This is a genomic window from Streptomyces sp. RLA131, assembly GCF_056270125.1.
This window is the reverse complement of sequence record NZ_JBWDOQ010000002.1, coordinates 5771336-5797891: the sequence shown is the minus strand read 5'-3', so window position 1 is coordinate 5797891 and position 26556 is coordinate 5771336. Positions and strand designations below refer to the sequence as shown.

Here is a 26556-nt window from a genome sequence, read left to right as displayed (position 1 = left end):
CCCACCACCGGTCTGAATTGACAGGAACCCCATGAGCGACACTTCCTCCCCCTTCGGGTTCGAGCTCGTAAGGCGCGGGTACGACCGCGGCCAGGTGGACGACCGCATCACGAAACTGGTCGCCGACCGTGACAGCGCACTGGCCAGGATCAACGCGCTGGAGAAGCGCATCGAGGAGCTGCACCTCGAAACGCAGAACGCCCAGGCCCAGGTCAACGACGCCGAGCCGTCGTACGCCGGTCTCGGTGCCCGTGTCGAGAAGATCCTCCGCCTCGCCGAGGAGGAGGCGAAGGACCTGCGCGAGGAGGCCCGTCGCGCCGCCGAGCAGCACCGTGAGCTGGCCGAGTCGGCCGCCAACCAGGTCCGTAACGACGCCGAGTCCTTCGCCTCCGAGCGCAAGTCCAAGGCCGAGGACGAGGGCGTACGGATCGTCGAGAAGGCCAAGGGCGACGCCTCGCAGCTGCGCAACGACGCGACGAAGGACGCCCAGGCCAAGCGTGAGGAGGCCGACGCCCTCTTCGAGGAGACCCGCGCCAAGGCCGCCCAGGCCGCCGCCGACTTCGAGACCAACCTCGCCAAGCGCCGCGAGCAGTCCGAGCGTGACCTGGCTTCCCGTCAGGCCAAGGCCGAGAAGCGCCTCGCCGAGATCGAGCACCGCGCCGAGCAGCTCCGCCTGGAGGCCGAGAAGCTCCGCACCGACGCCGAGCGCCGCGCCCGCCAGACGGTCGAGACCGCCCAGCGCCAGGCCGAGGACATCGTCGCCGACGCCAACGCCAAGGCCGACCGCATCCGCAGCGAGTCCGAGCGCGAGCTCGCGGCCCTGACCAACCGCCGCGACAGCATCAACGCCCAGCTGACCAACGTCCGCGAGATGCTCGCCACGCTGACCGGTGCCGCCGTCGCCGCCGCCACCGTCCCGGACGACGAGCCCGTGACCCGTGGCGTCCCCGCCCAGCGCTGACCCATCCACCAGCGCCGACGCATCCCCTCGGCGCTGACGGACTCTCAGCCGCCGGAGCCCCCGCCCACCACTCCTCGGGCGGGGGCCCCGGCGTTCACGGGGGCCGCCGAGCAGCCATCCGGAACCGGTATTTCCGGGTGCAACCGGGGCGCGGGACGCATAGCGTGGACCGCATGATCGAGCTTCAGGCGCTGACCAAGCGGTACGGGAGCAAAACCGCCGTAGACCATCTCTCCTTCTCTGTCCGGCCGGGTGTCGTCACCGGCTTCCTGGGGCCCAACGGGGCCGGCAAGTCCACCACCATGCGCATGATCCTGGGTCTGGACAATCCCACCTCGGGCGACGTCACCATCGACGGCAGGCACTACGCCCAACTCAGTGACCCCTTCACCTATATCGGTGCGCTGCTGGACGCCAAGGCCATGCACGGCGGCCGCACCGCCTACAACCACCTCCTCTGTCTGGCCCAGGCCAACCGGATTCCCCGCGCGCGCGTGGACGAGGTCCTGGAGACGGTCGGCCTGACCGCCGTCGCCAAGCAGCGCAGCAAGGGCTTCTCGCTCGGCATGGGCCAGCGTCTGGGCATCGCCGGCGCGCTCCTGGGCGACCCGAAGATCCTGATGTTCGACGAGCCCGTCAACGGCCTGGACCCCGAGGGCATCCACTGGATCCGCAATCTGATGAAGAACCTCGCCTCCCAGGGCCGCACCGTCTTCGTCTCCTCGCACCTCATGAGCGAGATGGCCCTGACCGCCGAGCACCTGATCGTCATCGGCCGGGGCAGGCTCCTCGCGGACACCTCGATGGCCGACTTCATCGAGCAGAACTCGCGGTCCTACGTCCGTGTACGCACCCCGCAGCCCGAGCAGTTGAAGGACGTGCTGGCGGCGGCCGGGCTGACCCCGGTGACGGTCGGCGACGGGTCGATGGAGGTCCAGGACGCCGATCCGGCGAAGATCGGTGAACTCGCCGCGCAGAACCGGCTTGTGCTGCACGAACTCAGCCCGCAGCGCGCCTCCCTGGAGGAGGCCTTCATGGGCCTGACCGCCGAGTCGGTCGAGTACCACGCGGGCATGCCGGCGACCGGCGGCCCGCCCGCGGACCAGCAGCAGGAGCAGCGGCCCGCGCCCGCCTGGGGCGCCGACTGGCAGCAGAAGAAGGGGAAGTCCTGACATGGCGGCACCGATCGCAGTCCTCCAGTCGGAATGGACCAAGGTCCGGTCCGTCCGCTCCACCGTCTGGACCCTGGCGTCAGCGCTGATCGTCACCATCGTCGTCAGCGGCCTGATCTGCCTGCTCACCGCCACCCAGTGGAAGAACCTCGACGCGTCCGACCGGCTGCGGTTCGACCCGACCTCCACCAGCTTCTCCGGACTGTGGCTGGGCCAGCTCGCGCTGATCGTCTTCGGTGTCCTGGTGGTCTCCAGCGAGTACAGCACCGGCATGATCCGCACCTCGCTGGCGGCCGTGCCGCAGCGCGGCACCTTCTATGTGTCCAAGATCGTCGTCACCGGTGTGCTGGCCCTCATCGTGGGCATGGCCACCAGCTTCCTGACCTTCTTCGTCGGTCAGGCCGTCCTCGGCGACCACAGCACCTCCATCAGCGACACCGGTGTGCTGCGTGCCGTCTTCGGCGGCGGCCTCTACATGGCGCTGATGGTGCTGTTCTCCGCCGGTGTCGCCATGATGCTGCGCAGCCCGATGCTCTCCCTGGGCATCCTCATGCCGTTCTTCTTCCTGATCTCCACCATCCTCGCCAACGTCCCCGGGGCGAAGAACGTCGCCCGCTACTTCCCGGACCAGGCCGGTTCCAAGATCCTCCAGGTGGTCTCGGTCAACGACGAGCGCCCGTACGGGCCCTGGGGCGGGCTCGGCATCATGCTGCTGTGGGTGGCCGCCTCCCTGATCGGCGGTTACGTCGTGCTCAGGAAGCGGGACGCCTGACAGCTGTCCGTGACGGAACCGGAAAGCGCCCCGTAGCCTCCTAACCCTGAAACGCAGTGTGGGTGGCGAGCGAGGGGCGGGACATTGATCGAGGCACAGGGCCTCACCAAGCGCTACGGCGCGAAGACGGCCGTGTACAACCTGTCTTTCCAGGTGCGGCCGGGAACGGTCACGGGCTTCCTGGGGCCGAACGGCTCCGGGAAGTCGACGACGATGCGGATGATCCTCGGGCTGGACACTCCGACGCAGGGCCGGGTGACCGTCGGAGGACTTCCGTACCGTCAGCTGCCGAACGCGCCGCGCAGGGTGGGGGCCCTGCTGGACGCCAAGGCGGTGCACGGCGGGCGGAGCGCGCGGCAGCATCTGCTGTGCGTGGCCCAGCTGTCGGGCATACCGGCGCGGCGGGTGGACGAGGTGCTGGACGTGGTGGGCCTGCGGCAGGTGGCCCACCGCAGATCCAACGGCTTCTCCCTGGGGATGGGGCAGCGCCTGGGCATCGCGGGCGCGTTGCTCGGCGATCCGGAGGTGCTGCTCTTCGACGAGCCGGTGAACGGGCTGGACCCGGAGGGCATCCACTGGGTACGCAACCTGATGCGCAGGCTGGCCTCGGAGGGCCGTACGGTCTTCGTGTCGAGCCATCTGATGAGCGAGATGGCGCTGACCGCCGACCATCTGATCGTCATCGGGCGGGGGCAGTTGCTGGCGGACATGAGCGTCAAGGACTTCATCGCGCACAACTCGGCGGGATACGCGACGGTCCGTACGCCGGACGTGGCCGGGCAGCGCGAGAAGCTGACGAAGGCGCTGTCGGAGGCCGGCGGGCAGGTGCTGCCGGAGCCGGACGGGGCGCTGCGCGTGTCGGGGCTGGAGCTGCCGCGGATCAGCGATCTGGCGCACGAGGCGGACGTACGGCTGTGGGAACTGTCGCCGCACCAGGCCTCGCTGGAGGAGGCGTACATGCGGATGACGAGCGGTGCGGTGGACTACCGCTCGACGCAGGACCAGCGGTGGGGTCTGCACCAGGCGGTGCCGCCCGGCTGGGGCCCGCCTCAGTCTCCGCCTCAGTCTCCGCCTCAGTCTCCGCCCCAGCCGCAGCCCCCGCTGCCGCCCGGCCCGCCGCAGGCGCACGCGCAGGCACAGCCGCAGGCGCACGCGCAGGCACAGCCGCAGGCGCACGCACAGCCGCAGCCGTATGCCGTGCCCGTGGCCCCCGCCACCACCACACCCGAGGACGCCCGATGATCACGCCCGTCGAAACCGCCCCCTCGGGGCCGTACGCACCGGGGTTCGCCTCGCCGGTCCCGGTCGAGACGACCGGCCTCACGCACGCCCTGCGGTCGGAGTGGACCAAGATCCGGACGGTGCGGTCCACCATCTGGACGCTGGGAATCATGGTGGTGCTGGTGCTCGGCATCAACATGCTGATGCTGTGGGCGATCACGGCCGCCGGCACCGGCTACTACAGCGACCCGGTGCTCAGCCCCGGTCTGTACGGGCTGATGCTGGGACAGCTCGCGACGATCACCCTCGGGGTGCTGGTGATCACCTCCGAGTACGGGACGGGAATGATCCGTACGACGTTCACCGCGTGCCCGCAGCGGTGGCGGGTGCTCACCGCGAAGGCGATGGTCCTCTTCGGGCTGAGCTTCGCGCTGACGACGCTGGCCTGTTCGGTGACCGCGCTGGTCAACTGGGCCGCGCTGAGCGGCCGGAACGCGACCCGGGAGTGCTGCGACATCGGGAGCGGGGCCACGATCCGGGACGGCGTCACCACGGCGAGCGGCTACGAGTGGCTGGGCGCCACCGTCGGCGCCGGACTGTACGTCGCGCTGCTCGCGCTGCTGGCGCTCGCGGTCGGGACCCTGCTGCGGCACTCGGCCGGGGCGATCACGACCATGATGGGCCTGGTGCTGCTGCCGCTGATCATCGCGATCTTCATGCAGGCCCCGGGCCTTGAGCATGTGCAGGAGAAGCTCGTCACGTACTCCACCCCGGTCGGGCTGGCCGCCCTCTACCGGGTCAGCATGACCGGGGCCGACGAGGTCAACGGCGTACCGCAGCTGGTGACGCTGGCGGTGGTGACGGCCGTGGCGCTGGCCGGCGCGTACGCGGTGCTGGCCAGGCGCGACGTCTGACGACCTGGTCGTAGCCGGCTCAGTACCTGGGCGCGTTACGGGACCGCTGCACCTTCGTGGTGCGGCGGTCCCTGGCGTTCCAGCAGGAGCGGTGCCAGTGGCGGCGGTCGTCCACGCCGCCGAACTCGGGCCAGGCCACCAGATGGCCGACGCCGGGCGGGATCTCCTGGTCGCAGCCGGGGCAGCGGTAGTGCTTGCCGGCGGTACTGCCGGCCACCGGGCGGACCGACCACTCCTGCCCCTGCCAGGTCTCGGTGCGTCCGGCACCGTAACCGGGGCCGCCGTCGAGGCCTCCGGGGCGCTCGGCGGGGGCGGGCTTGCCGCCGCCTCGCTGCTGGCGGTTTCGGCGCGGGGACACGGGGACACCTCACGGACTGGTCGGGAGCGCGGGTGTGTCCAGCGTAGGACAGCGGGCGCGTACCGCCGCAGGGCCCGGGTAGGCGCCCGTCGCCACCATTGCCTAATTTGTCCGATTCGCCCGTACAAAATCATGAAATCACGGTGTTCGACCGTGCCTTTGGCACGTGTCAGTCGTTTATGCCGGCAGAGCCAACCGGAGGGTGTGAAGCGCGATGCGCGTCGGTACGTTCGTTCTCGCGGCCCAGTTCCCGGGCCAGGGCCAGGCGGAGGCGCTGCACCGGGCCGTGCGCTCGGCCGAGGCCGCGGAGGCTGCCGGGCTGGACACGGTGTGGCTGGCCGAACACCACTTCGTCCCGTACGGCGTGTGCCCCTCCGCGGTGACGCTGGCCGCGCTGCTGCTCGGCCGCACCAGCCGGATCGGGGTCGGGACAGCCGTCAGCGTGCTGCCCACCGCGCACCCGGTGGCGCTGGGCGAACAGGCGGCCCTGCTGCACATCGCCTCCGGGGGCCGCTTCACCCTCGGCGTGGGCCGCGGCGGCCCCTGGGTGGATCTGGAGGTCTTCGGCGCGGGCCTGGCGGCGTACGAGTCGGGGTTCCCTGAGTCGCTGGACCTGCTGCTGCGGTGGCTGGGCGAGGCCCGCGTGGAGGGCCGCGGTCCGCGCTTCCGGTTCCGCGAAGTGCCGGTCGTGCCGCGCCCGGACGAGTTCGACGAACCGGCCGGCCCGTCCCGGCCGCAGGTCGTGGTGGCCTGCACCTCGCCCGCCGGTGTCCGGCTCGCCGCGCACCGCGGGCTGCCGATGCTGCTGGGCATGCACTGCGGCGACGAGGAGAAGGCGGACATGGTCGCAATGTGGCAGGCGGAGGCGCTCGGCGCGGGCCTTTCACCCGAAATGGTGGCGTCGGCGGGGACCGAACATGTATCGGCGGGAGTCGCGCAGATCGCGGACAGCCGTCAGGACGCGGCCGAGACCCTGCTCAAGGCCATGCCCGGCTGGCTGCAGCGCGGCCTGGGGGCCCATGTGACCGTCGACGGCCGCGAGCGCGCGATGCGCGATCCGTTCGCCTACACCGAACTCCTCTGCGGCATGCACCCGGTGGGACCGCCCGCGCTGTGCGCGGACCGGCTCTCCGCCACCGCCGAGCGCACCGGCATCACGCGCTTCGCCCTGCTGGTGGAGGGCTCCGGTGATCTCGCGGCCACCGAGGCGAACGTGGCGGCGCTGGGCAGTGAAGTGCTCCCGCAATTGGCCGGATCAGGTACTTCACAGCGCTGAACCAATCGCGGGAGCAGTTCACCGAGCTGTGGTGCGGTGGTTCAGCAGTCCCTGAACTCCGGTGACTGGTTCAGCAGTTGAGACCGTACGGAGGTGAACTTGGCGTAGCTTCCGTCCACCGCCGGGTCGAGCGGAAAAACCGCCACCCGATGGCAGTTCTGAAAGGCCAGCCGAACCCCGAAATGCCGTTGCAGGGCCCCCCGGATAGCGTCACTCGCCAGAGCGCGGAGCAGCTGTCCACGCGCTTGCTCGTCCGGCGGCGGCGTCTGGTTGTCGGCGAACGTACCGCCGTCCACCTTGAGCTGTGCCACCAGAGAGCTGACCATCTCCCACGCGTAGGGCAGGGAGGTCCGGACGCAGTCGACGAATTCCTGCTCGTCGACCTCGCCTCGCTCGGCCTGTTCGAGGAGGGCCGGTGAGACGTCGAGCGACATGAGTACTCCTCTCGTGACCCCCCGTGTCCGAGGAGTCAGACGGACAACGGAGAAAGCCGCTCTGTGTTCTCCCGCACGACGGCTTCCACTCACAACCGTAGGCTGTGAGGGTCCGGCCGCACCAGGAGCAGAGGCGCACAACCGGCCACATTCCAACAACCTGACCGACTCTTGACCACCGCCGCGTGCGGCCGGTCCGGACCGCGAATCGCGTGCCGGGGGCGCCTTCGAGTAGCGTTGCCGACCATGCGTCTCGTCATCGCCCGCTGCTCCGTCGACTACGCGGGCCGGCTCTCCGCCCATCTCCCCTCGGCCACCAGGCTGCTGCTCGTCAAGGCCGACGGATCGGTGTCCATCCACGCCGACGACCGGGCCTACAAGCCGCTCAACTGGATGTCGCCGCCGTGCTCCCTGAAGGAGAGCGAGGACGGCCGTCTGTGGACCGTCACCAACAAGGCCGGCGAACAGCTGATCATCTCCATCGAGGAGGTGCAGCACGACTCGTCGCACGAACTGGGCGTCGACCCCGGCCTGATCAAGGACGGTGTGGAAGCGCACCTTCAGGAGCTGCTCGCGGACCGGATGGAGGTACTCGGGGAGGGCTGGACCCTGATCCGGCGTGAGTACCCGACCCCGATCGGCCCGGTGGACATCCTCTGCCGCGACGGCGACGGCACCACCGTCGCCGTCGAGATCAAGCGCCGCGGCGAGATCGACGGCGTCGAACAGCTCACCCGCTATCTGGAGCTGCTCAACCGCGACACCCGGATCGCCCCGGTCAAGGGCGTCTTCGCGGCCCAGGAGATCAAGCCGCAGGCCCGCGTACTGGCCACGGACCGGGGCATCGGCTGTGTCGTCCTCGACTACGACGCGATGCGCGGCATCCAGGACGACAAGCTCCGGCTGTTCTGAGCCGGAGCTTGTCGTCCGACCGAGTGGTCCGGCCGAGCGGTCCGGCTCAGGCGATCGGGCCCTCGGCGGCGCCGGCGTCCCCCGTGTCACCGACGGTGGAGCCCACCGGGCTGGTGGACACCGCTCCGCTGGCGCTGTCGGAGGTGGACGGCGACTGCGAGGTCGACGAGACCGACGGTGACACGCTGGCCGACGGGGAGGGCGAAGACGACCCCGTCGGGGCCGGGCTGGCGGAGTGCGTGGACGACGGGCGCGGGGTCGACGAGGAACGGGTCTTCGTCGGCCGGCTCGTCGCCTTCTGCGTGCCGGTGGCCGAAGGGCTGCCGGAGGTGCCGGTGGCACCGGGATAGAGCACTCCCTCGGTCGCCCCGGGCGACGTGGCCCCCGCGGAGGCGCCGGAACCGGCCGTGCCGGGACTGGCGGTGGCGTCCGGCGGGTCGGAGACGGCGGGGAGGTCGTTGTCGGCCTCGTCCTGCTGGGCGGACTCCACCGGCTTGATGTTCATCGGGGTGTTGGTGTCGTCGCCGTTGGAGGTGGTCCCCAGGGTGACGATGGTGCCCAGCACGGCCGCCAGCAGGGCGCCCGCGCCGGCCGCGGCGAGGTGACGGCGGCGGGCGTGCTGGGGCGGTCCGCCCGTACGGGAGCCGGGAGCCGCGCCCAGCGCGAGACGCTTGCTGATGACGGTGGCCGGAGCCTCACCGGGCAGCGCGGAGGAGTCCGTGCCGACGGTGGGCGCCTCCACACCGGCGGGCGTGGTGGCCGGGGCGGGGCCGCCGGAGCGGTCCACCACCAGGGCCAGGGTGCGGCGCCCCACGGTGGTGCCCTGCCGGTCCGCGAGAGCGCCCCGCAGGGCTATCGAGGCCTCCAGCTCGCTGCGGGCCCGGTCGAGGCTGCCCGTGCAGAGCGCGAGGACGCCCAACTCGTGGTGGAAGTAAGCCTCTTCGGCGACCTCACCGGCTTGCCGGGCGGCCTCCTGGCCCAGCCGGAGCGTCCGCTCCCAGGCGCTCCAGTGGAGCGCGGCAGCGAAGACCGGGGCGGCCGTACGGGCCAGCAGCACGGCGGCGCTGGCGTGCCCGCCGTCGCGGCACGCGGCCAGTGCGGCGAGGATCGCCTCCGCCTCGGCGGCGACCCGGTCCGGGGAGACGGAGCGGTGCCCGGCCCACCAGGCGTAGTGCTGGGCGGCGGTGTGCGCCCGGTCGGTGCCGGATCCACCGGGGCGGCCGGGGCCGCCCGGGACGTCGGCCAGGGCCAGTTGCTGCCGTACACCGGCCGCGAGCCGGTAGTGCGCGGCGACCGGGGTGGCGAGGCCGACGGCGACCAGCTCGCCGAGGGCGGCGTCGCCGTGGGTGTCGCCGACGAGGGCGGGCAGGTGGGCCTGGTGCGGTATCTCGCCGCCCAGGGCGACCGCGAACCGCAGGGACTCGCGCGCGGACTCCCCGAGCCAGGAGGCGAGCAGTTCGGCCGGGGCCGCGCTCTCGGCCAGCGAGGGCAGGGGTATGTGCCCGGCGGGCGCCGACGGGACGCCGTCGCGCAGCGCGTCCAGCGGCACGGTGGTCCCGAGGTCCAGCTCCAGGTCGTGGTCACGGTCACGGTCCTGGCCGGAGCCGGAGGACCAGACCGGCTCGTCACCGGCGACCGACAGCACGCCCTGTTCGTCGCGCCGCCGCAGCAGGGCGCCGGCCTGGACGAAGCGCAGCGGCAGCCCCTCGGACTCGAACCACAGGTCCGCGGCCCAGGCGGCCTCCTCGTCCTGGAGCGGCCGTTCCACCGCGTGCTCCAGCAGCTCCAGGCAGGCGATCCGGGTCAGGCCGGGCAGGAAGATCTCCTCGACCGCCGAATCGGCGGCCGGGGGCGCGACATCCGGGGTCGCCGACATCAGGAAGGCGCACTCGGGCGCCGAGCCGAGCAGATCCTCCAGGGCGGCGCCGCCGAACTCCAGGTCGTCCACGACCACGACCGCGCCCACGTCACGCAGCAGGTCGAGCAGCAGGGCCCGGTCCGGCCGGTGGCCCTCGGCCTCGTAGACGGCGGCGAACAGCTCCTGGAGCAGGTCGCTGGGGGTGCGGCGGTATCCGGAGAGCCGGATGACCCCGTCGGGGGCCAGTTCGGAGCAGGCGGCGGCGACGGCGTCGAGCAGCACACTGCGGCCGGCGCCGGAGGGGCCGGCGACCCGGACGGAGCGGCCGCGGGCGAGCAGCCGGGCCAGCCGTTCGCGTTCCTCCTCGCGCTCCAGCAGGGGCAGCTCGGGCCCGCGCGGCCCGGGGGGCACGGGGGGCCGGACGGTGGCCTGGCGGGCGGCACGCTCCCGCGGGGTGCGCCGCACGGGTACGGGCCGCTCCTGCGGCGGGCAGCCGGTGATCTCGCTGCCGTCCACCGGGTTGAGGGTCAGCAGGTAGTCGCCCGCGACCAGCCGTACGATCCGCGCCGCCGCGGCGCCGCTCGGTTCCTGGGCGGGCGGCAGCAGCGGCTGGCGCTGGGCGTGCGGCAGGACGACGGTGCTGTCGTCGGCCTCGGTGCCCTCGGGCCTCTCGTCCTCGGGCTCTTCGCCGGGCACGCCGTTGTGTGGGTCCATGTGGTCCATATGTCTCCGCCCCCCAGGTGCGTTGCGAGCAGGGCCGTGTCGAGGGCCACCGCGCGTCCGCCATTGGACCGGGCCCGGTCAGATCCGAACCCTAGACCTTCACACAGTATGAATGAACGCCAGGGGCGGCAGGCCGCCCTTGCGTACGGATTTGGCCAGCTTGGTCAGCCCTGGGCCGATCCCACCACGATGCCCCCCTCGATGAAAAGGATGCGGTGCAGCCGGGTGGCGACCAGCAGCCGCTGCAGCTGCGGCGGCACGCACCGCAGCACCAGCCGCCGGTCGGCCCGGCCGGCCCTGCGGTGCGCCCCCATGATCACACCGAGTCCCGTGGCGTCCCACGAGTCCAGCTCGCTCAGGTCGAGCACCAGGTCCCCTTCGCCGGAGTCGACGGCGCGGTGCAGGACCGTCCGGGCGTCCGCCGCGCTGCGGACGTCGAGGCGGCCCCCGACGACCAGCTCGGCGTGGTCGCCCCTGATGTGCATATCCGCTCCGCTCCCCTGTCGCGTGTATCCCGTGGATCCCGCGGGTCCCCTGGGCCCCGTGAGAATGTGCCGTAGTACTACGTAACTGACGGTCCGTCGTACTAAGAGGTTGCCGTCTGTGAGCGAACCGATACCCAATTCACCCGTGCGGGTGAATCTCCTCGGTGGCCTCGGTGGCCTCAGTAGCTGTAGAAGCCTTCGCCGGTCTTCCGGCCGTGGGCGCCCGCGTCCACCATCCGCCGCATGATCTCCGGCGGGGCGAACTTCTCGTCCTGGGTCTCGGTGTAGATGTTGCCGGTGGCGTGCACCAGGATGTCGACACCGGTCATGTCGGCGGTGGCCAGCGGCCCCATCGCATGGCCGAAGCCCAGCTTGCAGGCGATGTCGATGTCCTCGGCGGAGGCCACCCCGGACTCGTAGAGTCTGGCCGCCTCGACGACCAGCGCCGAGATCAGGCGGGTGGTGACAAAGCCCGCCACGTCACGGTTGACGGTGATCGTGGTCTTGCCGATCTCCTCGGCGAAGGCCTTGGCGCGGGCCAGGGTCTCGTCGCTGGTCTTGTAGCCGCGGACCAGCTCGCAGAGCTGCATCAGCGGGACCGGGGAGAAGAAGTGCGTGCCGACCACGCGCTCCGGGCGCTCCGTCACGGCCGCGATCTTGGTGATCGGGATGGCGGAGGTGTTGGAGGCCAGCACCGCGTCCTGCTTGGCGATCTTGTCCAGCGCCCGGAAGATCTCCTGCTTGACCTCGATCTTCTCGAAGACGGCCTCGACGACGATGTCCGCCTCGGCCACGGCGTCCAGATCGGTGGTGGTGGTGATCCGGCCCAGCGCCGCCGCCGCGTCCTCGGCCGACAGCCTGCCCTTGGTGACGAACTTGTCGTAGGAGGCCTGGATACCGCCCAGTCCCCGGTCCAGCGCCTCGTCCGTGACGTCGCGGAGCACCACCTCGTACCCCGCCTGGGCCGACACCTGAGCGATACCGGAGCCCATGAGGCCGGCTCCGATGACGGCGAGCTTCTTCGCCACGGCACACACCTTCTTCTCGACGCTGTTGCGGGGACCTTAACGTCGGTTCACAGGCGGGCGCAGCACTAAGAGAGGCGGGTCACCCTGTGTCCTTCGTCGCATAGTTGAGGACCGCGTCGCTCAGCAGGTCCCCCATGGCGTCCAGTTTGACCAGGACTGCCCGGGACACGCCGTCCGGCTCGCCGCCGTCGGCCATGGCGCGGCCGATCGCGCGCATCACGGAGTTCTGCACCCAGGCGATCTGACCGGCGACCAGTTCGGGCAGCGGGTCGCCGTCCCGCGCGGCGGTCTCGGAGCGGAGGGTGCGGGCCAGGGCGTCCTCGGCGAGGTTCTGCATGCGCCAGAGTCCGGCCATCAGCGCGGGCGAGCCATGACAGACCCGCAGGAACCTGGCATAGCCCGGCATCAGGCCGAGCGCGGGCGAGATCGAGGTCAGCTCCTCGCGCAGGGTGCGCAGGACGGCCCGCGCGGCCGACTCCCCCGGGGCGCGGCCGCGCACGATGACGGACAGCCGTTCCTCGACCGCGTCGTGCCGGTCGAAGAAGAGGTCGACCTTGTCCGGGAAGTAGTTGTAGACGGTGTTGACCGATACGTCCGCGCACTCGGCGATCTCGGCGACGGTCACCTCGTCGAAGCCCCGCTCGACGAAGAGTCCGGTGGCCACGTCGGAGATGTACTGCCTGGTCTGCCGCTTCTTGCGCTCCCGCAGCCCCTCGGCGCCCGATGTCGCGTCCATGGCCCCATCCTAGCTTCGCTGGCATCACTTAATTTTTGGAGTCATTGCAAATTTGCTATCACTCTGATTTTCTGGGGCCATGACAACGACCTCCTCGACCACGGCACTCCCCCATCCGGACCCGGTGATCAGCACCCGCGGACTCGCCCGGACCTTCCACACCAAACGCGGCGCCGTCGAAGCCGTACGCGGCATCGACCTCACCGTGGGGCGCGGCGAGATCCTCGGCTTCCTGGGCCCCAACGGCGCCGGCAAGACCACCACCCTGCGCATGCTCACCACGCTCCTCGCCCCGACCGGCGGCACGGCCACCGTCGCCGGACGCGACCTCGCCGGCGATCCGGAAGGGGTACGCGAACGGATCGGCTACGTCGCCCAGTCCAGCGGCGTCGACCCCGCGGTCTCCCTGCGGGAGGAACTGGTCACCCAGGGCCGGCTGTACCGGCTCCCCGGGGCCGTGGCCGCGGCCCGCGCCGAAGAACTGGCCGGCGACCTGGGCCTGGACGGCCTGCTCGACCGCAAGTGCGGCGCCCTGTCCGGCGGGCAGCGGCGGCGCCTGGACATCGCCATGGCCCTGACCCACCGGCCCGGGATCCTGTTCCTGGACGAGCCCACCACCGGCCTGGACCCCGGCAGCCGGGCCGACCTGTGGGACCTGGTCCGGCGGATCCGCGCCGAGCGCGGCACCACCGTCTTCCTCACCACGCACTACCTGGACGAGGCCGACGCGCTCGCCGACCGCCTGGTGATCGTCGACCACGGCCGGATCGCCGCCGAGGGCACGGCCGCCGCCCTCAAGACCGAGTACGCGGGCTCCCCCGGCGCCACGCTCCAGGACGCCTTCCTGGCCGTCACCGGACGCACCGGCGCCCCCCGGGACTCCGCCCCCGTCGCCATCTGACGCCGTCCCACCAGCCGACTCACCAGCGTCTCACCAGCCGCCCACCAGGAGCCCGCCTTGTCCCAGCTGCTCACCGACACCGCGCTCGTCTTCCGCCGCTACCTGCGCCAGACCCTGCGCTCCCGCCTGGGTGTGGTCTTCGGCCTGCTCATGCCCCTGCTCTACCTGGTCTTCTTCGGCCCCCTGCTGACGGGGCTGAAACTCGGCACCGCCGGCAGCTCCTGGCAGACCCTGGTCCCCGGGCTGATGATCCAACTCGGCCTGTTCAGTGCGGCGTTCGCCGGTTTCGGGATCCTTGTCGAGAAACAGCACGGCATCGTGGAACGTATGCGGGTGACCCCGGTCTCGCGGCTCGCCCTGCTGCTCGGGCGGGCCCTCAAGGACGTACTCCTGCTGCTGGTCCAGTCGCTCGTGCTGGTCCTGGCCGCCCTGCCCCTCGGGCTCCGCGCGCCGGTCGCCGGTGTCGCCCTGGGCTTCGTCTTCGTCGCCGTGCTGACCGTCTCGCTCGCCTCGCTGTCGTACGCGCTGGCCATGCGCGTGAACACCCCGCAGGAGTTCGCCCCCGTCATCAACGCGGTCAACATGCCCGCGATGCTGCTCTCCGGACTCCTGCTCCCGATGGCCCTCGCCCCCGGCTGGCTGGACGCCGTCTCCCACCTCGTGCCGTTCCGCTACCTCGTCGACGCGGTCCGCGCCTCCTTCGTCGGGGACTACGGGAGCGGCACCGTCGGCATCGGCGCGCTGGTCGCGGTCGTCTTCGCCGCCGCTTCGGTGACGGTGGGCACCAGGGTTTTCGTGAGGGCCGGCGCCTGACCGGTGCGCGGGTCGGGCCGAATATCAGCCCGACCCACGATCCGAGGACACATCCAGCCACCCCACGGGCCTGGTGAACCCGTGCGGCCACCGCACTAGGCTCGGCCCATGGTCAATCTCACGCGCATCTACACCCGTACCGGCGACGACGGCACCACGGCCCTGGGCGACATGAGCCGCACCGCCAAGACCGACCCGCGTATCGCCGCCTACGCCGACGCCAACGAGGCCAACGCGGCCATCGGGGTCGCCATCGCGCTGGGCGGGCTGTCCCCCGACGTCACGGCGGTGCTCACCCGCGTACAGAACGATCTCTTCGACGTGGGGGCCGACCTGGCGACGCCGGTGGTGCCCGACCCGAAGTATCCGCCGCTGCGGGTCGAGCAGGGGTACGTGGACAAGCTGGAGGGCGACTGCGACCGGTTCCTGGAGGAGCTGGAGAAGCTGCGCAGCTTCATCCTGCCCGGTGGCACCCCTGGCGCGGCCCTGCTGCACCAGGCCTGCACGGTGGTGCGGCGTGCCGAGCGGTCCACCTGGGCGGCCATGGAGGTGCACGCGGAGGTGATGAACCCCCTGACGGCGACCTACCTCAACCGGCTCTCCGACCTGCTGTTCATCCTGGCCCGGATCGCCAACAGGGCCGTCGGTGACGTGCTGTGGGTGCCCGGCGAGAACCGCTAGGCCACTGCGTTCAGGCCACGTTGACCCGCTGGCCGGGAGGGGCGGCTTCAAGCCAGGCCAGGAACCCGGTCAGGGCGTCGTCGCTCATCGCCAGTTCCAGCCGCAGGCCCTTGTGCTCGCAGGCCAGGACGACGGAGTCCGACAGCAGCGCCAGCTCCTCCTGCCCGCGCGGCTCACGGCGGTGCAGCACCTCGATGGCGGAACGTTCCAGGGCCCGGCGCGGCCGGGGGGCGTAGGAGAAGACCCGGAACCACTCCACACGGTCGCCGCTGTAGCGGGCGACGCCGTAGATCCAGCCCTTGCCCGACGGCTCGGCGTCCGCCGCGGCGGGCGCTCCGACCAGACGCAGGCTGCAGTCGAAGGTGCCACCGGACCGCTGGATGAGCCGCCTGCGCAGCCCGAAGACGAACAGTCCCAGCAGCGCCGCGGCGACAATCACTCCGCACAGCTGAAAAGCGAGGATCACGCCCACCGACCTCCTCGCTCAACGCTCGACGTCACGAATAGGAATACTCTCCGGCACCCGTGCCGGATGCGCCGCAGCCGCGGAAGGCCTCGAAAGGCTTTCCGCGGCTTCCGGCTGGTTGTCAGCGCGTGCCCGTGGCGGCCAGGAGGCGTACCTCGGCGCGGCGCTCGCTCAGTGCGTCGGCGTCGGACTTGGCGCGCTCCAGTGCCCGCTCCGCCCGCGCGACGTCGATCTCCTCGGCGAGCTCGGCGATCTCGGCCAGGACCGACAGCTTGTTGTCGGCGAACGACAGGAAGCCGCCGTGCACTGCCGCCACGACCGTGCCGCCGTCACTCGTACGGATGGTCACCGGGCCGGACTGCAGCACACCGAGCAGCGGCTGGTGGCCCGGCATGACGCCGATGTCGCCCGACTCGGTGCGTGCGACGACCAGGGTGGCCTCGCCGGACCAGACACTGCGGTCCGCGGCGACCAGCTCGACGTGCAGCTCAGCCAAGATGGCTCCTCGGGTCGGCACCCACCGCCTTCCGGCGGGTGCGTGAAACACAGGATAACGGGGGTGCGGCAGGGGGACGGACGCAGGGCGTCCGTCCCCCTGCCGCGATGAGCGGTCAGCGTCAGCCGACGCCCAGTTCCTTCGCGTTGCGCTCCAGGTCCTCGATGCCACCGCACATGAAGAACGCCTGCTCGGGGAAGTGGTCGTACTTACCGTCGGCGATGGCGTTGAACGCGGTGATCGACTCCTCCAGGGAGACGTCGGAGCCGTCGACACCGGTGAACTGCTTCGCCGCGTGGGTGTTCTGCGACAGGAAGCGCTCGATCCGGCGGGCACGGTGGACGGTGAGCTTGTCCTCCTCGCCCAGCTCGTCGATACCGAGGATCGCGATGATGTCCTGGAGGTCCTTGTACTTCTGCAGGATGCCCTTGACGCGCATGGCGCAGTCGTAGTGGTCCTGCGCGATGTAGCGCGGGTCCAGGATCCGGGACGTCGAGTCCAGCGGGTCGACCGCCGGGTAGATGCCCTTCTCCGAGATCGGCCGGGACAGCACCGTCGTCGCGTCGAGGTGCGCGAAGGTGGTGGCCGGAGCCGGGTCGGTCAGGTCGTCCGCGGGGACGTAGATCGCCTGCATCGAGGTGATCGAGTGACCACGGGTCGAGGTGATGCGCTCCTGGAGCTGACCCATCTCGTCCGCGAGGTTGGGCTGGTAGCCCACCGCGGACGGCATGCGGCCGAGCAGCGTGGAGACCTCGGAACCGGCCTGGGTGAAGCGGAAGATGTTGTCGATGAAGAACAGCACGTCCTGCTTCTGCACATCGCGGAAGTACTCCGCCATGGTCAGACCGGCCAGCGCGACCCGCAGACGGGTGCCCGGGGGCTCGTCCATCTGGCCGAAGACCAGCGCGGTCTTGTCCAGAACGCCGGACTCCTCCATCTCGGCGAGCAGGTCGTTGCCCTCACGGGTGCGCTCGCCGACGCCGGCGAACACGGAAACGCCCTCGTGCAGCTTGGCCACACGCATGATCATTTCCTGGATGAGGACGGTCTTGCCGACGCCCGCACCACCGAACAGACCGATCTTGCCGCCCTTGACGTACGGGGTCAGCAGGTCGACGACCTTCAGGCCGGTCTCGAACATCTCGGTCTTGGACTCGAGCTGGTCGAAGGCCGGGGCCTTGCGGTGGATCGGCCAGCGCTCGGTGACCTCGACCGTGGACGGGTCCACGTTCAGGATCTCGCCGAGGGTGTTGAACACCTTGCCCTTGGTGACGTCACCGACGGGGACGGAGATGCCCGCGCCCGTGTCGGTCACCGGGGCCTGGCGGACCAGACCGTCGGTGGGCTGCATGGAGATGGAACGGATCACGCCGTCGCCCAGGTGCTGGGCGACTTCGAGGGTCAGCGTCTTGAGCTTGCCGTTCTCGGCCGGGTCGGCGACCTGGACGGTCAGCGCGTTGTAGATCTCCGGCATCGCGTCGACGGGGAACTCCACGTCGACGACCGGGCCGATGACGCGCGCTACGCGGCCGGCGGCCGTGGCGGTTTCAACAGTGGTGGTCATTGGTGTCAGTCACTCCCCGCGGTCGCGTCGGCCAGGGCGCTCGCGCCACCGACGATCTCGCTGATTTCCTGGGTGATTTCGGCCTGGCGGGCCGCGTTGGCACGCCGGGACAGGCTCTTGACGAGGTCCCCGGCGTTGTCGGTCGCCGACTTCATCGCGCGGCGGCGGGCGGCGTGCTCGGAAGCGGCGGCCTGCAGCAGAGCGTTGTAGATCCGGCTCTCGACGTAGCGAGGCAGCAGCGCGTCCAGGACGCCTTCCGCCGACGGCTCGAAGTCGTAGAGGGGAAGGATCTCCCCCTTCGACTCCTGTTCCTTGGCCGCTTCGTCGAGGCTGAGCGGCAGCAGCCGGTTCTGCACCGGCGTCTGCGTCATCATCGACACGAACTCCGTGAAGACGATGTGCAGCTCGTCCACGCCGCCCTCAGCGGTGTCCTTCTGTACGGCCTCGATCAGCGGTCCGGCCACCGACTTGGCGTCCGCGTAGGACGGCTTGTCGGTGAACCCGGTCCACGACTCCACGACGGGGCGCTCACGGAAGCCGTAGTAGGCGACACCCTTGCGGCCGACGATGTACGAGTCGACCTCCTTGCCCTCCGCGCGCAGGCGCTCGGTGAGCCGGTCCGCGGCCTTGATGGCGTTGGAGGAGTAGCCGCCTGCCAGACCGCGGTCGCTCGTGACGAGCAGGACCGCGACCCGGCTCGGGTTCTCGGCCTCGGTGGTCAGCGGGTGCTTGGTGTTGGACCCGATGGCCACCGCGGTCACCGCGCGGGTGAGTTCGGTCGCGTACGGGGTCGACGCCTGCACCTGGCGCTGGGCCTTGACGATGCGCGAGGCGGCGATCATCTCCATCGCCTTGGTGATCTTCTTGGTGGCGGTGATGGACTTGATGCGACGCTTGTATACGCGAAGCTGTGCGCCCATGCTCAGCCCTCACCCAGCAGCTTGCCGTCCGAGGTCTCGAACTGCTTCTTGAAGGTGTCGACTGCCTCGCCCAGCGCCTGGATCGTCTCGTCGCCCATCTTGCCGCCCTCGACGATGCCCGTCATCAGCGACTTGCGATCGCGGTGCAGGTAGTCCAGCAGCTCACGCTCGAAGCGGCGGATGTCCTGGACGGGTACGTCGTCCATCTTGCCGTTGGTGCCGGCCCAGACGGAGACGACCTGGTCCTCGACCGGGTACGGCGCGTACTGGCCCTGCTTGAGCAGCTCGACCATGCGCTTGCCGCGCTCCAGCTGGGACTTGGACGCCGCGTCCAGGTCGGAACCGAAGGCGGAGAAGGCCTCCAGCTCACGGTACTGGGCGAGGTCCACGCGCAGCCGGCCGGACACCTGCCGCATGGCCTTGTGCTGTGCCGAGCCGCCGACGCGGGAGACCGAGATGCCGACGTTCAGCGCCGGGCGCTGGCCCGCGTTGAACAGGTCGGACTCCAGGAAGCACTGGCCGTCGGTGATGGAGATGACGTTGGTCGGGATGAACGCCGACACGTCGTTGGCCTTGGTCTCCACGATCGGCAGACCGGTCATGGAACCGGCACCCAGCTCGTCGGAGAGCTTCGCGCAGCGCTCCAGCAGGCGGGAGTGCAGGTAGAAGACGTCGCCCGGGTAGGCCTCACGGCCCGGCGGGCGGCGCAGCAGCAGGGACACGGCGCGGTAGGCGTCGGCCTGCTTGCTCAGGTCGTCGAAGACGATCAGGACGTGCTTGCCCTGGTACATCCAGTGCTGGCCGATGGCCGAACCGGTGTACGGGGCGAGGTACTTGAAGCCGGCCGGGTCGGACGCCGGAGCCGCGACGATCGTCGTGTACTCCAGGGCGCCGGCCTCCTCCAGGGCACCGCGCACGGACGCGATGGTGGAGCCCTTCTGGCCGACGGCGACGTAGATGCAGCGGACCTGCTTCTTCGGGTCGCCGGAACGCCAGTTGTCGCGCTGGTTGATGATCGTGTCGACGGCCAGGGCGGTCTTGCCGGTCTGGCGGTCGCCGATGATCAGCTGACGCTGGCCACGGCCGATCGGGGTCATGGCGTCGACGGCCTTGAGACCGGTCTGCATCGGCTCGTGCACCGACTTACGGGCCATGACGCCGGGAGCCTGGAGCTCCAGCGCGCGGCGGCTGTCGGTCTCGATCTCGCCGAGGCCGTCGATCGGGTTGCCGAGCGGGTCGACGACCCGGCCCAGGTAGCCCTCGCCGACAGCGACGGACAGGACCTCACCGGTGCGGGTGACCGGCTGGCCCTCCTCGATGCCGTTGAACTCGCCGAGGACGATCGCGCCGATCTCACGCTCTTCGAGGTTGAGGGCGAGACCGAGGGTGCCGTCCTCGAACCTCAGCAGCTCGTTCGCCATGGCCGAGGGAAGGCCCTCGACCTTCGCGATGCCGTCTCCGGCCTCGCTGACCGTGCCGACCTCCTCGCGTGAGGCGGCGTCCGGCTTGTACGACTGGACAAAGTTCTCCAGCGCGTCCCGGATCTCCTCCGGCCGGATCGTAAGCTCCGCCATCTGGGTTCCCTGCTCTCCTTGTTGGGCCCGAAGTCCGGGGGGTCTGGGGCTCCCCCCAGAAATTCTGTGCTACGGCCCAACTCGGGCCGCTGGCTGCGCTCTATCTGAAAAAACTGGGCTCTTTGAGTCAGTGGCTGTGTCAGCCGGCCATGCGCCGGGCCGCCTCGTCGAGACGGTCCGCGATGGTCCCGTTGATGACCTCGTCGCCCACCCGAACGGTGATCCCGCCGAGGACCGCGGGGTCCACGTCGAGGTTCAGGTGCACCTGCCGGCCGTACAGCCTGGCAAGCGCGGCGCCGAGACGCTGCTTCTGCCGGTCGCTGAGCGGAACCGCCGACACCACGACCGCGACCATCCGGTTGCGACGGGCGGCGGCCAGCCGGGACAGGGCGTCGATCCCTGTCTCCAGGCTACGTCCACGCGGCTGCGTCACCAGGCGGACCACGATCCGCTCGGTCACCGGGTTGGCCCGGCCGCCCAGCAGCGATCGGAGCAGCTCGGCCTTGGCCGTGTTGGACGCCGCCTTGTCGGACAGGGCCGCCCGCAGCTCGGAGCTGCCGGTGACGATCCGGCCGAACCGGAACAGCTCGTCCTCGACCTCGTCGAGCGCGTCCGTGCGCTGCGCGGCGACCAGGTCGGCGCCGTACGACAGCTCCTCCAGCGCGTCCGCCAGGTCACGCGAGCGCGACCACCGGGAGCGGACCAGCCCCGACACCAGGTCGACGGTCTCGCCGCCGACCTGTCCGCCGAGCACCGTGCCGGCCAGACCGGCCTTGGCCTCGCCGGGCTTCGCCGGGTCGGTCAGGGCCCGCCGCAGCGATCCCTCGCGGTCGAGCAGCGCCGTGACGGCGGCCAGCTCGCCGGCGAGCGTCGCCGCGTCGACGGACGTGTTGTCCGTCAGCGCGTCCAGCTGCTCGCGCGCGGCGGCCAGCGCCTCGCGGCTCGCTCCGTGCAGGGTCATCGAGCCGCCTCGGCCTTCGCCGCGGTGTCGTCGAGTCCGTCGAGGAACCGGTCGATCACCCGGCTCTGCCGCGCGACGTCGTCCAGGGACTCGCCGACCAGCTTGCCGGCCAGGTCGGTGGCCAGCTGGCCCACGTCCTGGCGCAGCGACTGCGCGGCGGCCTTGCGGTCGGCCTCGATCTGGGCGTGGCCCGCGGCGACGATGTCCTCGCGCTGGCGCTGGCCCTCCGCACGCATCTCCGCGATGAGCGCGGCGCCCTGCTCCTGCGCCTCCTGACGGAGACGGTTCGCCTCGTGGCGGGCCTCGGCGAGCTGCTCCTTGTACTTGGCAAGGGTCTGCTCGGCCTCGGCCTGGACGGCCTCGGCCTTCTCGATGCCACCCTCGATCGCCTCGCGTCGCTCGTCCAGAACCTTGTTGATGTTCGGGAGGAGCTTCTTGGCGAGGAAGAAGAAGACGACGGCGAAGGCGATCAGGCCGATGATGAGCTCCGGGATCGCCGGGATGAGGGGATTCTCCATCTCCTCCACCGCGATCGTTACCAGGGCAGTCACATCAGTGCCTTCCGTTAAGGGGGTTGGTCGAGTGCTTCGTCTTACGCCTTGAAGACGAAGCCCATGACGATGCCGATGAGGGCGAGCGCCTCACAGAAGGCGAAACCCATGATCTGGTTGGCGCGGATCAGGCCGGCAGCCTCGGGCTGACGGGCCAGCGCCTGGGTGCCGTTACCGAAGATGATGCCGACGCCGACGCCGGGGCCGATGGCGGCGAGGCCGTAACCGATCGAGCCGAGGTTGCCGGTGACGGCGGCGAGGGTCTCAGTGGCAGCCATGCTGATTCTTCCTTCTCTTTCACGGACCGGTGGGGGTGGGCCACCGGACGACTGGGGGCTGGGGCGGGCGTGCTGCTCAGTGGTGCTCGGCGAGTGCGCCCTGGACGTAGGAGCAGGCCAGGAGGACGAAGACGTACGCCTGGACGGCCTGGATGAAGAGCTCGAAGGCGGTCATCACGATGGTCATCACGAAGGACGCGCCGGCGAAGGCGATGCCGTAGCCGTTCAGCAGGTACCAGCTGGCGAGCGTGAACATCAGCAGCAGCATGTGGCCCGCGAACATGTTCGCGAAGAGCCGGACCGCGTGGGTGAAGGGCCGGATGAGCAGGTTCGAGAAGAACTCCAGCACGACGATCAGCGGCAGGATCGGGCCGAGCGACCTGTCGTAGCCGGTGATGTTCTTCCAGCCGCCCACGAAGCCGTGCTTCTTGAAGGTCAGGCTGACCCACAGCACGTAGACGATGAGCGCCAGGGCCAGCGGGTAGGCGATCAGCGACGTCACCGGGAACTGGGCGAGCGGGATCACGGACCACACGTTCATGATCCAGACGAAGAAGAAGAGCGAGACCATGAGCGGGACGTACTTCTCCCCCTTGGCCTTGCCGATCGTCTCGTAGACGATGCCGCGGCGGACGAAGTCGTAGCCCGCCTCACCGATCATCTGCACCTTGCCCGGGACCAGCTTGGGCTTGGCGAAGGCGGCCCAGAAGAAGGCGACGATCGCGAAGGTACCCACGAAGGCCAGCAGCATCGGCTTGTTGAACTCGAAGCCACCGACGGTGAACAGCGGCTCGAACACGAACGAGTGCAGGCCAGGAGCCGGGAAGCCGCATCCGGTGAGCAAGTGGCAATCAGTCTCGGAGGCGAGCGTCGTTACATCACTCACCATGAGCTCCTTCAGCGTGGCACATAGGTACGGCAACCTCGATGTGTCGGCGCGGCACACAGCCACGGAACGGCACTGGACTGGTCTTGCAGATATGGGGGCGGCGGCTGGGCGCTGAGCCTGAGGCCCGCGCAGGCATGACTACCGCCCGCGCCAGCTCTGCCGCAGTTGAGACCGGACGATAGCAAACGAGCGCAGGCCCGCTCACACCGGCCCCTGTGTTCATGACCTGGACCCGGACGATTCCGGCTCCACGTACAGGATCTTGGCCTTGAGATGGACCCGCGCCTGTGCCGCGATCCACACGATGGTGGCGGCGAGCAGGGTGAAGGCGAAGGCCTTGGTGTTGAACAGTGTGGTGTCCCGGAAGACCAGCAGGACCACCGCGAGAACCAGCATCTGCGTCGTGTAGAGCATCAGGCCCATGGCCTGGAACAGATGCGGCAGGGAGCGCGCGGTGCGCTGGAGCACGACGAAGCCCGTGGTCATGAAGGCGATCACGAGCACCGCACCGAAGGCGGCGCCGATCGCACCCTTGCCGCCCGCGACCGCGGCACTGATCGCGGTCGCGACCACACCCGCGGCGGCGGTGGGAATCGCGCAGTTCAGGATGGTTCGGACGTCGTTGGACTGCATGGCGGCAGCTCCTCCGGCGAGGTGTTGGGGAGAACGTTCAGTCGTCTGTGAGGACGAGCGTAGCCCGGGGCGGAGGACACGCCTCACGCCGGAAGACCGTCGCACCAGGGTCTTTCGGCTTGTTTCCGGGTTCTCGTGAACGGTATCACAAACTATTTGATGAGGTCTTTACTCAGTTCGTGTGGGTGCGGTCACACAGGAGGAGTAACGCGCTCACCTGAGCGGGCTAACGGCGGCTCTCCGCCGGTTCGCGCTCGGCCCGGCCGGCCAGCAGCGCCCGGTCGCCCACCGCGGTGGCGCCGTGGACGCCGGGGACCTGGCCGGAGGCGACCAGCGCGGCCGCCGCGGCCCGGGCCTCGCGGCGGGAACGCCGGTAGCGGGGCGGCACGAAGGACTCGGCCCAGCGGGGGGCGTGCGGGCGGAAGCGGGGGAAGAGCAGCGCGACCAGGCCGGCGGCGCTGAGACCCATCAGGGTCAGGACGATCCACAGGCTGGAGGAGTTGACCGAGAAGGCGACCGCGCTGAACGCGATCAGGGCCGACCAGAAGTACATGATCAGCACGGCCCGGCTGTGCGAGTGGCCGATGTCGAGCAGCCGGTGGTGCAGATGGCCCCGGTCGGCGGAGAAGGGCGACTTGCCGTTCCAGGTACGGCGGACGATCGCCAGCACCAGGTCGGCGGCCGGGATCGCGATGATGCTCAGCGGCAGCAGCAGCGGCATGTAGACCGGCACCATGAAGTGCGTGGTGGCCCGCGCCGAACCCGTCATGTCGGTGATGGCGTCGGGGTCGACCTGGCCGGTGATGGAGATCGCCGCGGAGGCCAGGACCAGGCCGATCAGCATCGAGCCGGAGTCGCCCATGAAGATCCGGGCGGGGTGCAGGTTGTGCGGGAGGAAGCCCAGGCACATACCGATCAGGACGGCGCTGAAGAGCGTGGCGGGGGCCGCCTGGTCGACGCCGTAGCCGTACCACATGCGGTACGCGTACATGAAGAACGCCAGCGAGGCGATGCACACCATGCCGGAGGCCAGGCCGTCCAGCCCGTCGACGAAGTTGACGGCGTTGATGGTGATGACCACCAGCGCGACGGTGAGCAGGGTGCCCTGCATCTGGGTCAGGGAGACGGTGCCGACACCGGGGACCGGCAGCCACAGGATCGTCAGGCCCTGGAGGACCATCACGCCGGCGGCGACCATCTGCGCGCCGAGCTTGATGAGGGCGTCGACACCCCACTTGTCGTCGAGCACACCGAGCAGCCAGATCAGGCCGGCGCCGGACAGCAGCGCCCGCGGCTCGTTGGACAGCTCGAAGACGCTCCGCAGGTTCTCCAGATGGGCGGCGACCAGCAGGCCCGCGCACAGGCCGCCGAACATGGCGATACCGCCCAGCCGGGGGGTGGGTTCCCGGTGGACGTCACGGTCACGGATTTCCGGCATGGCACCGGCGGCGATGGCGAACTTCCGCACCGGTCCCGTGAGGAGATAGGTGACGGCGGCTGCCACGCAAAGGGTCAGGAGGTACTCGCGCACGGGCACACCCTATTCGCGTCCGGGTGGCGACAGTGAACACATGAAGTGACTCACAGCGGGTGCCCAGGGTTGCACATGTCACACGGCCGTCACCGTCCGGGGTACGGCGGGAAGCCGCCGACCAGGTCCGCGACCCGCCCCGGAATGCCGCGCTCCTCGCGTACGGCACGCGCGATCAGCTCCGCGACCTGCGACATCTCGGCGGTGCCCATGCCCTGGGTGGTGACCGCCGCGGTGCCCAGGCGGATGCCGGAGCCGACCGAACAGGGCTCGGTGTCGTACGGGAGGGCGTACTTGTCCAGGACGATGCCGGCCGCCGCACAGCGGCCCCGGGCCTGGGCGCCGGTGGCGCCCAGCGGGGAGACGTCGGCGGTGATCAGATGGGTGTCGGTGCCGCCGGTGGAGATCTCCAGCCCCTGTCCGGCCAGCGCGTCCGCCAGGGCGCGGGCGTTGGCGACCACCTGGTGGGCGTATCCGGCGAAGGCCGGGGTCGCCGCCTCCGCGAGGGCGGCCGCCTTGGCCGCGACGGAGTGCATGTGCGGGCCGCCCTGCGAGAAGGGGAAGACCGCGCGGTCGACGCGCTGCGCCAGGTCCGCGCCGCACAGGATGATGCCCCCGCGCGGGCCGCGCAGCGTCTTGTGGGTGGTGGCGCACACCACGTCCGCGTACGGCACCGGGCTGGGGGCCGCGCCGCCGGCCACCAGGCCGAGGGTGTGCGCGGCGTCGACGATGAGGTACGCGCCCACCTCGTCGGCGATCTCGCGGAAGACGGCGTAGTCGATGTGCCGGGGGTAGGCGATGGAGCCGCAGACGATCGCCTTGGGAAGGTGCTGGTGGGCGAGGGCGCGGACCTCGTCGTGGTCGATGAGGTCGGTGCCGCGCTCCACGCCGTAGCCGACGATGTGGAACCAGCGGCCGGAGAAGTTGGACTCCGAGCCGTGCGTGAGGTGCCCGCCGGACGCCAGGGCCATCGCCAGGATGGTGTCACCGGGCACCAGAAGGGCCGCGTAGGCCGCCAGGACGGCCGAGGAGCCGGAGTAGGGCTGCACGTTCGCATGGGCGGTGGCGAAGAGGCGTACGGCCCGTTCCACGGCCAGGCGCTCGGCGAGGTCGACCAGCTCGCAGCCGGCGTGGTGGCGGGCGCCCGGATACCCCTCGGCGTACTTGTTGGCCAGCGGCGAGCCCAGCGCCGCGAGCACCGCCGGGGAGGTGAAGTTCTCGCCGGCGATCAGCTGGAGGCAGTTGCTCTGCCGCTGCACCTCGCCGAGCAGGACGTCGGCGAGCTCCGGATCCTGCGCGCGCAGCGCCGCGAAGTCGGACCAGGGCGTCTGCCCCGTGGTGTGCGCTGTGGTGTGCCTGGTGGTGTGCCCTGTGGTGTGTTCCGCGGTCGGCAGCATGACTCGGCGCTCCGGGTGTCACTGGGGTGTGTCACTGCGGGCGTCCGCCGC

The 26556-nt window shown here is 70.4% G+C and carries 28 protein-coding genes; 10 read left to right on the top strand and 18 right to left on the bottom strand.

Translation table 11 applies throughout. The features are described from left to right. Nucleotides 1-31: 31 nt before the first annotated feature. The 5 genes from RWE79_RS27325 (at nucleotide 32) to RWE79_RS27305 (ending at nucleotide 5040) form a co-directional block, all read left to right on the top strand. Nucleotides 32-961, top strand: a complete 930-nt coding sequence (locus RWE79_RS27325; protein ID WP_475942719.1) for a cellulose-binding protein — start codon at nucleotides 32-34, stop codon at nucleotides 959-961. A gap of 173 nt (nucleotides 962-1134) precedes the next feature. Next, nucleotides 1135-2133, top strand: coding sequence for an ABC transporter ATP-binding protein (locus tag RWE79_RS27320; RefSeq protein ID WP_475942718.1), 999 nt, complete (start codon nucleotides 1135-1137; stop codon nucleotides 2131-2133). Nucleotide 2134: 1 nt separating this feature from the next. Next, entirely contained in the window at nucleotides 2135-2905 is a 771-nt protein-coding gene (locus RWE79_RS27315; RefSeq protein ID WP_475942717.1) for an ABC transporter permease, read from the top strand. A gap of 84 nt (nucleotides 2906-2989) precedes the next feature. Then, entirely contained in the window at nucleotides 2990-4147 is a 1158-nt protein-coding gene (locus RWE79_RS27310) for an ABC transporter ATP-binding protein (RefSeq protein ID WP_475942716.1), read from the top strand. Continuing rightward, complete coding sequence (locus RWE79_RS27305) at nucleotides 4144-5040, top strand: ABC transporter permease (RefSeq protein ID WP_475942715.1); 897 nt, start codon at nucleotides 4144-4146, stop codon at nucleotides 5038-5040. Before RWE79_RS27310 ends, RWE79_RS27305 begins: the two co-directional genes overlap by 4 nt. 19 nt (nucleotides 5041-5059) lie before the next feature. Here RWE79_RS27305 and RWE79_RS27300 read toward each other — a convergent pair whose 3' ends face one another. Next, nucleotides 5060-5398 (bottom strand): ATP/GTP-binding protein, encoded by a 339-nt coding sequence (locus RWE79_RS27300; protein WP_475942714.1) that lies wholly within the window; start codon nucleotides 5396-5398, stop codon nucleotides 5060-5062. A gap of 214 nt (nucleotides 5399-5612) precedes the next feature. Here RWE79_RS27300 and RWE79_RS27295 point away from each other — a divergent pair, with 214 nt between their 5' ends. Next, on the top strand, nucleotides 5613-6674 hold the full coding sequence (locus RWE79_RS27295; protein ID WP_475942713.1) for an LLM class flavin-dependent oxidoreductase: 1062 nt from the start codon (nucleotides 5613-5615) through the stop codon (nucleotides 6672-6674). A 41-nt stretch (nucleotides 6675-6715) separates the two neighbouring features. Here RWE79_RS27295 and RWE79_RS27290 read toward each other — a convergent pair whose 3' ends face one another. Beyond that, nucleotides 6716-7108 (bottom strand): SCO5389 family protein, encoded by a 393-nt coding sequence (locus RWE79_RS27290; RefSeq protein WP_475942712.1) that lies wholly within the window; start codon nucleotides 7106-7108, stop codon nucleotides 6716-6718. A 246-nt stretch (nucleotides 7109-7354) separates the two neighbouring features. On the opposite strand from RWE79_RS27290, the gene nucS reads away from it, so the two are divergent. Next, nucleotides 7355-8020 (top strand): endonuclease NucS, encoded by a 666-nt coding sequence (gene nucS, locus RWE79_RS27285; RefSeq protein WP_475942711.1) that lies wholly within the window; start codon nucleotides 7355-7357, stop codon nucleotides 8018-8020. Nucleotides 8021-8066: 46 nt separating this feature from the next. Here nucS and RWE79_RS27280 read toward each other — a convergent pair whose 3' ends face one another. The 4 genes from RWE79_RS27280 to RWE79_RS27265 all read right to left on the bottom strand — a co-directional run bounded on the left by RWE79_RS27280 (nucleotide 8067) and on the right by RWE79_RS27265 (nucleotide 12850). After that, nucleotides 8067-10592: an ATP-binding protein gene (locus RWE79_RS27280; RefSeq protein ID WP_475942710.1), complete on the bottom strand. Its 2526-nt coding sequence runs from the start codon at nucleotides 10590-10592 to the stop codon at nucleotides 8067-8069. Between the two features lie 173 nt (nucleotides 10593-10765). Beyond that, nucleotides 10766-11086 carry an STAS domain-containing protein gene (locus RWE79_RS27275; protein ID WP_475942709.1) on the bottom strand — a complete coding sequence of 107 codons (321 nt, stop codon included), beginning with the start codon at nucleotides 11084-11086 and terminating at the stop codon, nucleotides 10766-10768. 179 nt (nucleotides 11087-11265) lie between these two features. Then, nucleotides 11266-12114, bottom strand: coding sequence for a 3-hydroxyacyl-CoA dehydrogenase family protein (locus RWE79_RS27270; RefSeq protein WP_475942708.1), 849 nt, complete (start codon nucleotides 12112-12114; stop codon nucleotides 11266-11268). Nucleotides 12115-12193: 79 nt separating this feature from the next. Further along, a complete protein-coding gene (locus RWE79_RS27265; protein WP_475942707.1) occupies nucleotides 12194-12850 on the bottom strand; it encodes a TetR/AcrR family transcriptional regulator in 657 nt (218 codons plus the stop codon). A 79-nt stretch (nucleotides 12851-12929) separates the two neighbouring features. Between RWE79_RS27265 and RWE79_RS27260 the strand changes: the two genes are divergently transcribed. The 3 genes from RWE79_RS27260 to RWE79_RS27250 all read left to right on the top strand — a co-directional run bounded on the left by RWE79_RS27260 (nucleotide 12930) and on the right by RWE79_RS27250 (nucleotide 15245). Beyond that, nucleotides 12930-13751 carry an ABC transporter ATP-binding protein gene (locus RWE79_RS27260; RefSeq protein ID WP_475942706.1) on the top strand — a complete coding sequence of 274 codons (822 nt, stop codon included), beginning with the start codon at nucleotides 12930-12932 and terminating at the stop codon, nucleotides 13749-13751. 57 nt (nucleotides 13752-13808) lie between these two features. After that, nucleotides 13809-14564, top strand: a complete 756-nt coding sequence (locus RWE79_RS27255; protein WP_475942705.1) for an ABC transporter permease — start codon at nucleotides 13809-13811, stop codon at nucleotides 14562-14564. 108 nt (nucleotides 14565-14672) lie between these two features. Then, nucleotides 14673-15245, top strand: coding sequence for a cob(I)yrinic acid a,c-diamide adenosyltransferase (locus RWE79_RS27250; protein WP_475942704.1), 573 nt, complete (start codon nucleotides 14673-14675; stop codon nucleotides 15243-15245). A 10-nt stretch (nucleotides 15246-15255) separates the two neighbouring features. Here the strand turns inward: RWE79_RS27250 and RWE79_RS27245 are convergent, their stop codons facing one another. The 12 genes from RWE79_RS27245 to RWE79_RS27190 all read right to left on the bottom strand — a co-directional run bounded on the left by RWE79_RS27245 (nucleotide 15256) and on the right by RWE79_RS27190 (nucleotide 26505). Then, nucleotides 15256-15711 carry a DUF2550 domain-containing protein gene (locus RWE79_RS27245; protein WP_475942703.1) on the bottom strand — a complete coding sequence of 152 codons (456 nt, stop codon included), beginning with the start codon at nucleotides 15709-15711 and terminating at the stop codon, nucleotides 15256-15258. A gap of 121 nt (nucleotides 15712-15832) precedes the next feature. Further along, entirely contained in the window at nucleotides 15833-16210 is a 378-nt protein-coding gene (locus RWE79_RS27240) for a F0F1 ATP synthase subunit epsilon (protein ID WP_475946134.1), read from the bottom strand. 118 nt (nucleotides 16211-16328) lie between these two features. Continuing rightward, nucleotides 16329-17771 (bottom strand): F0F1 ATP synthase subunit beta, encoded by a 1443-nt coding sequence (gene atpD, locus RWE79_RS27235; RefSeq protein WP_475942702.1) that lies wholly within the window; start codon nucleotides 17769-17771, stop codon nucleotides 16329-16331. Between the two features lie 5 nt (nucleotides 17772-17776). After that, nucleotides 17777-18691, bottom strand: coding sequence for a F0F1 ATP synthase subunit gamma (locus RWE79_RS27230; RefSeq protein ID WP_475942701.1), 915 nt, complete (start codon nucleotides 18689-18691; stop codon nucleotides 17777-17779). A 2-nt stretch (nucleotides 18692-18693) separates the two neighbouring features. Then, nucleotides 18694-20265 (bottom strand): F0F1 ATP synthase subunit alpha, encoded by a 1572-nt coding sequence (atpA, locus tag RWE79_RS27225; RefSeq protein ID WP_475942700.1) that lies wholly within the window; start codon nucleotides 20263-20265, stop codon nucleotides 18694-18696. A gap of 139 nt (nucleotides 20266-20404) precedes the next feature. Further along, complete coding sequence (locus tag RWE79_RS27220; RefSeq protein ID WP_475946132.1) at nucleotides 20405-21220, bottom strand: F0F1 ATP synthase subunit delta; 816 nt, start codon at nucleotides 21218-21220, stop codon at nucleotides 20405-20407. Nucleotides 21221-21222: 2 nt separating this feature from the next. Next, nucleotides 21223-21777, bottom strand: coding sequence for a F0F1 ATP synthase subunit B (locus RWE79_RS27215; protein ID WP_475942699.1), 555 nt, complete (start codon nucleotides 21775-21777; stop codon nucleotides 21223-21225). A 41-nt stretch (nucleotides 21778-21818) separates the two neighbouring features. Further along, entirely contained in the window at nucleotides 21819-22055 is a 237-nt protein-coding gene (gene atpE, locus RWE79_RS27210; RefSeq protein ID WP_475942698.1) for an ATP synthase F0 subunit C, read from the bottom strand. 76 nt (nucleotides 22056-22131) lie between these two features. Next, on the bottom strand, nucleotides 22132-22944 hold the full coding sequence (gene atpB / locus RWE79_RS27205) for a F0F1 ATP synthase subunit A (protein WP_475942697.1): 813 nt from the start codon (nucleotides 22942-22944) through the stop codon (nucleotides 22132-22134). A 219-nt stretch (nucleotides 22945-23163) separates the two neighbouring features. Beyond that, on the bottom strand, nucleotides 23164-23577 hold the full coding sequence (locus tag RWE79_RS27200; RefSeq protein ID WP_475942696.1) for a hypothetical protein: 414 nt from the start codon (nucleotides 23575-23577) through the stop codon (nucleotides 23164-23166). A gap of 226 nt (nucleotides 23578-23803) precedes the next feature. After that, nucleotides 23804-25108 carry an MraY family glycosyltransferase gene (locus tag RWE79_RS27195; RefSeq protein ID WP_475942695.1) on the bottom strand — a complete coding sequence of 435 codons (1305 nt, stop codon included), beginning with the start codon at nucleotides 25106-25108 and terminating at the stop codon, nucleotides 23804-23806. 89 nt (nucleotides 25109-25197) lie between these two features. After that, nucleotides 25198-26505, bottom strand: coding sequence for a serine hydroxymethyltransferase (locus RWE79_RS27190; protein ID WP_475942694.1), 1308 nt, complete (start codon nucleotides 26503-26505; stop codon nucleotides 25198-25200). Nucleotides 26506-26556 lie beyond the last annotated feature (51 nt).

Bases quoted from the DNA above. Each gene is read 5' to 3' on its own strand.
- RWE79_RS27325 (WP_475942719.1), top strand. From the start codon at position 32: ATGAGCGACACTTCCTCCCCCTTCGGGTTCGAGCTCGTAAGGCGCGGG.
- RWE79_RS27320 (WP_475942718.1), top strand. From the start codon at position 1,135: ATGATCGAGCTTCAGGCGCTGACCAAGCGGTACGGGAGCAAAACCGCC.
- RWE79_RS27315 (WP_475942717.1), top strand. From the start codon at position 2,135: ATGGCGGCACCGATCGCAGTCCTCCAGTCGGAATGGACCAAGGTCCGG.
- RWE79_RS27305 (WP_475942715.1), top strand. From the start codon at position 4,144: ATGATCACGCCCGTCGAAACCGCCCCCTCGGGGCCGTACGCACCGGGG.
- RWE79_RS27295 (WP_475942713.1), top strand. From the start codon at position 5,613: ATGCGCGTCGGTACGTTCGTTCTCGCGGCCCAGTTCCCGGGCCAGGGC.
- RWE79_RS27290 (WP_475942712.1), bottom strand. From the start codon at position 7,108: ATGTCGCTCGACGTCTCACCGGCCCTCCTCGAACAGGCCGAGCGAGGC.
- nucS (WP_475942711.1), top strand. From the start codon at position 7,355: ATGCGTCTCGTCATCGCCCGCTGCTCCGTCGACTACGCGGGCCGGCTC.
- RWE79_RS27280 (WP_475942710.1), bottom strand. From the start codon at position 10,592: ATGGACCCACACAACGGCGTGCCCGGCGAAGAGCCCGAGGACGAGAGG.
- RWE79_RS27275 (WP_475942709.1), bottom strand. From the start codon at position 11,086: ATGCACATCAGGGGCGACCACGCCGAGCTGGTCGTCGGGGGCCGCCTC.
- RWE79_RS27265 (WP_475942707.1), bottom strand. From the start codon at position 12,850: ATGGACGCGACATCGGGCGCCGAGGGGCTGCGGGAGCGCAAGAAGCGG.
- RWE79_RS27260 (WP_475942706.1), top strand. From the start codon at position 12,930: ATGACAACGACCTCCTCGACCACGGCACTCCCCCATCCGGACCCGGTG.
- RWE79_RS27250 (WP_475942704.1), top strand. From the start codon at position 14,673: ATGGTCAATCTCACGCGCATCTACACCCGTACCGGCGACGACGGCACC.
- atpD (WP_475942702.1), bottom strand. From the start codon at position 17,771: ATGACCACCACTGTTGAAACCGCCACGGCCGCCGGCCGCGTAGCGCGC.
- RWE79_RS27230 (WP_475942701.1), bottom strand. From the start codon at position 18,691: ATGGGCGCACAGCTTCGCGTATACAAGCGTCGCATCAAGTCCATCACC.
- atpA (WP_475942700.1), bottom strand. From the start codon at position 20,265: ATGGCGGAGCTTACGATCCGGCCGGAGGAGATCCGGGACGCGCTGGAG.
- atpE (WP_475942698.1), bottom strand. From the start codon at position 22,055: ATGGCTGCCACTGAGACCCTCGCCGCCGTCACCGGCAACCTCGGCTCG.
- atpB (WP_475942697.1), bottom strand. From the start codon at position 22,944: ATGGTGAGTGATGTAACGACGCTCGCCTCCGAGACTGATTGCCACTTG.
- RWE79_RS27200 (WP_475942696.1), bottom strand. From the start codon at position 23,577: ATGCAGTCCAACGACGTCCGAACCATCCTGAACTGCGCGATTCCCACC.
- RWE79_RS27190 (WP_475942694.1), bottom strand. From the start codon at position 26,505: ATGCTGCCGACCGCGGAACACACCACAGGGCACACCACCAGGCACACC.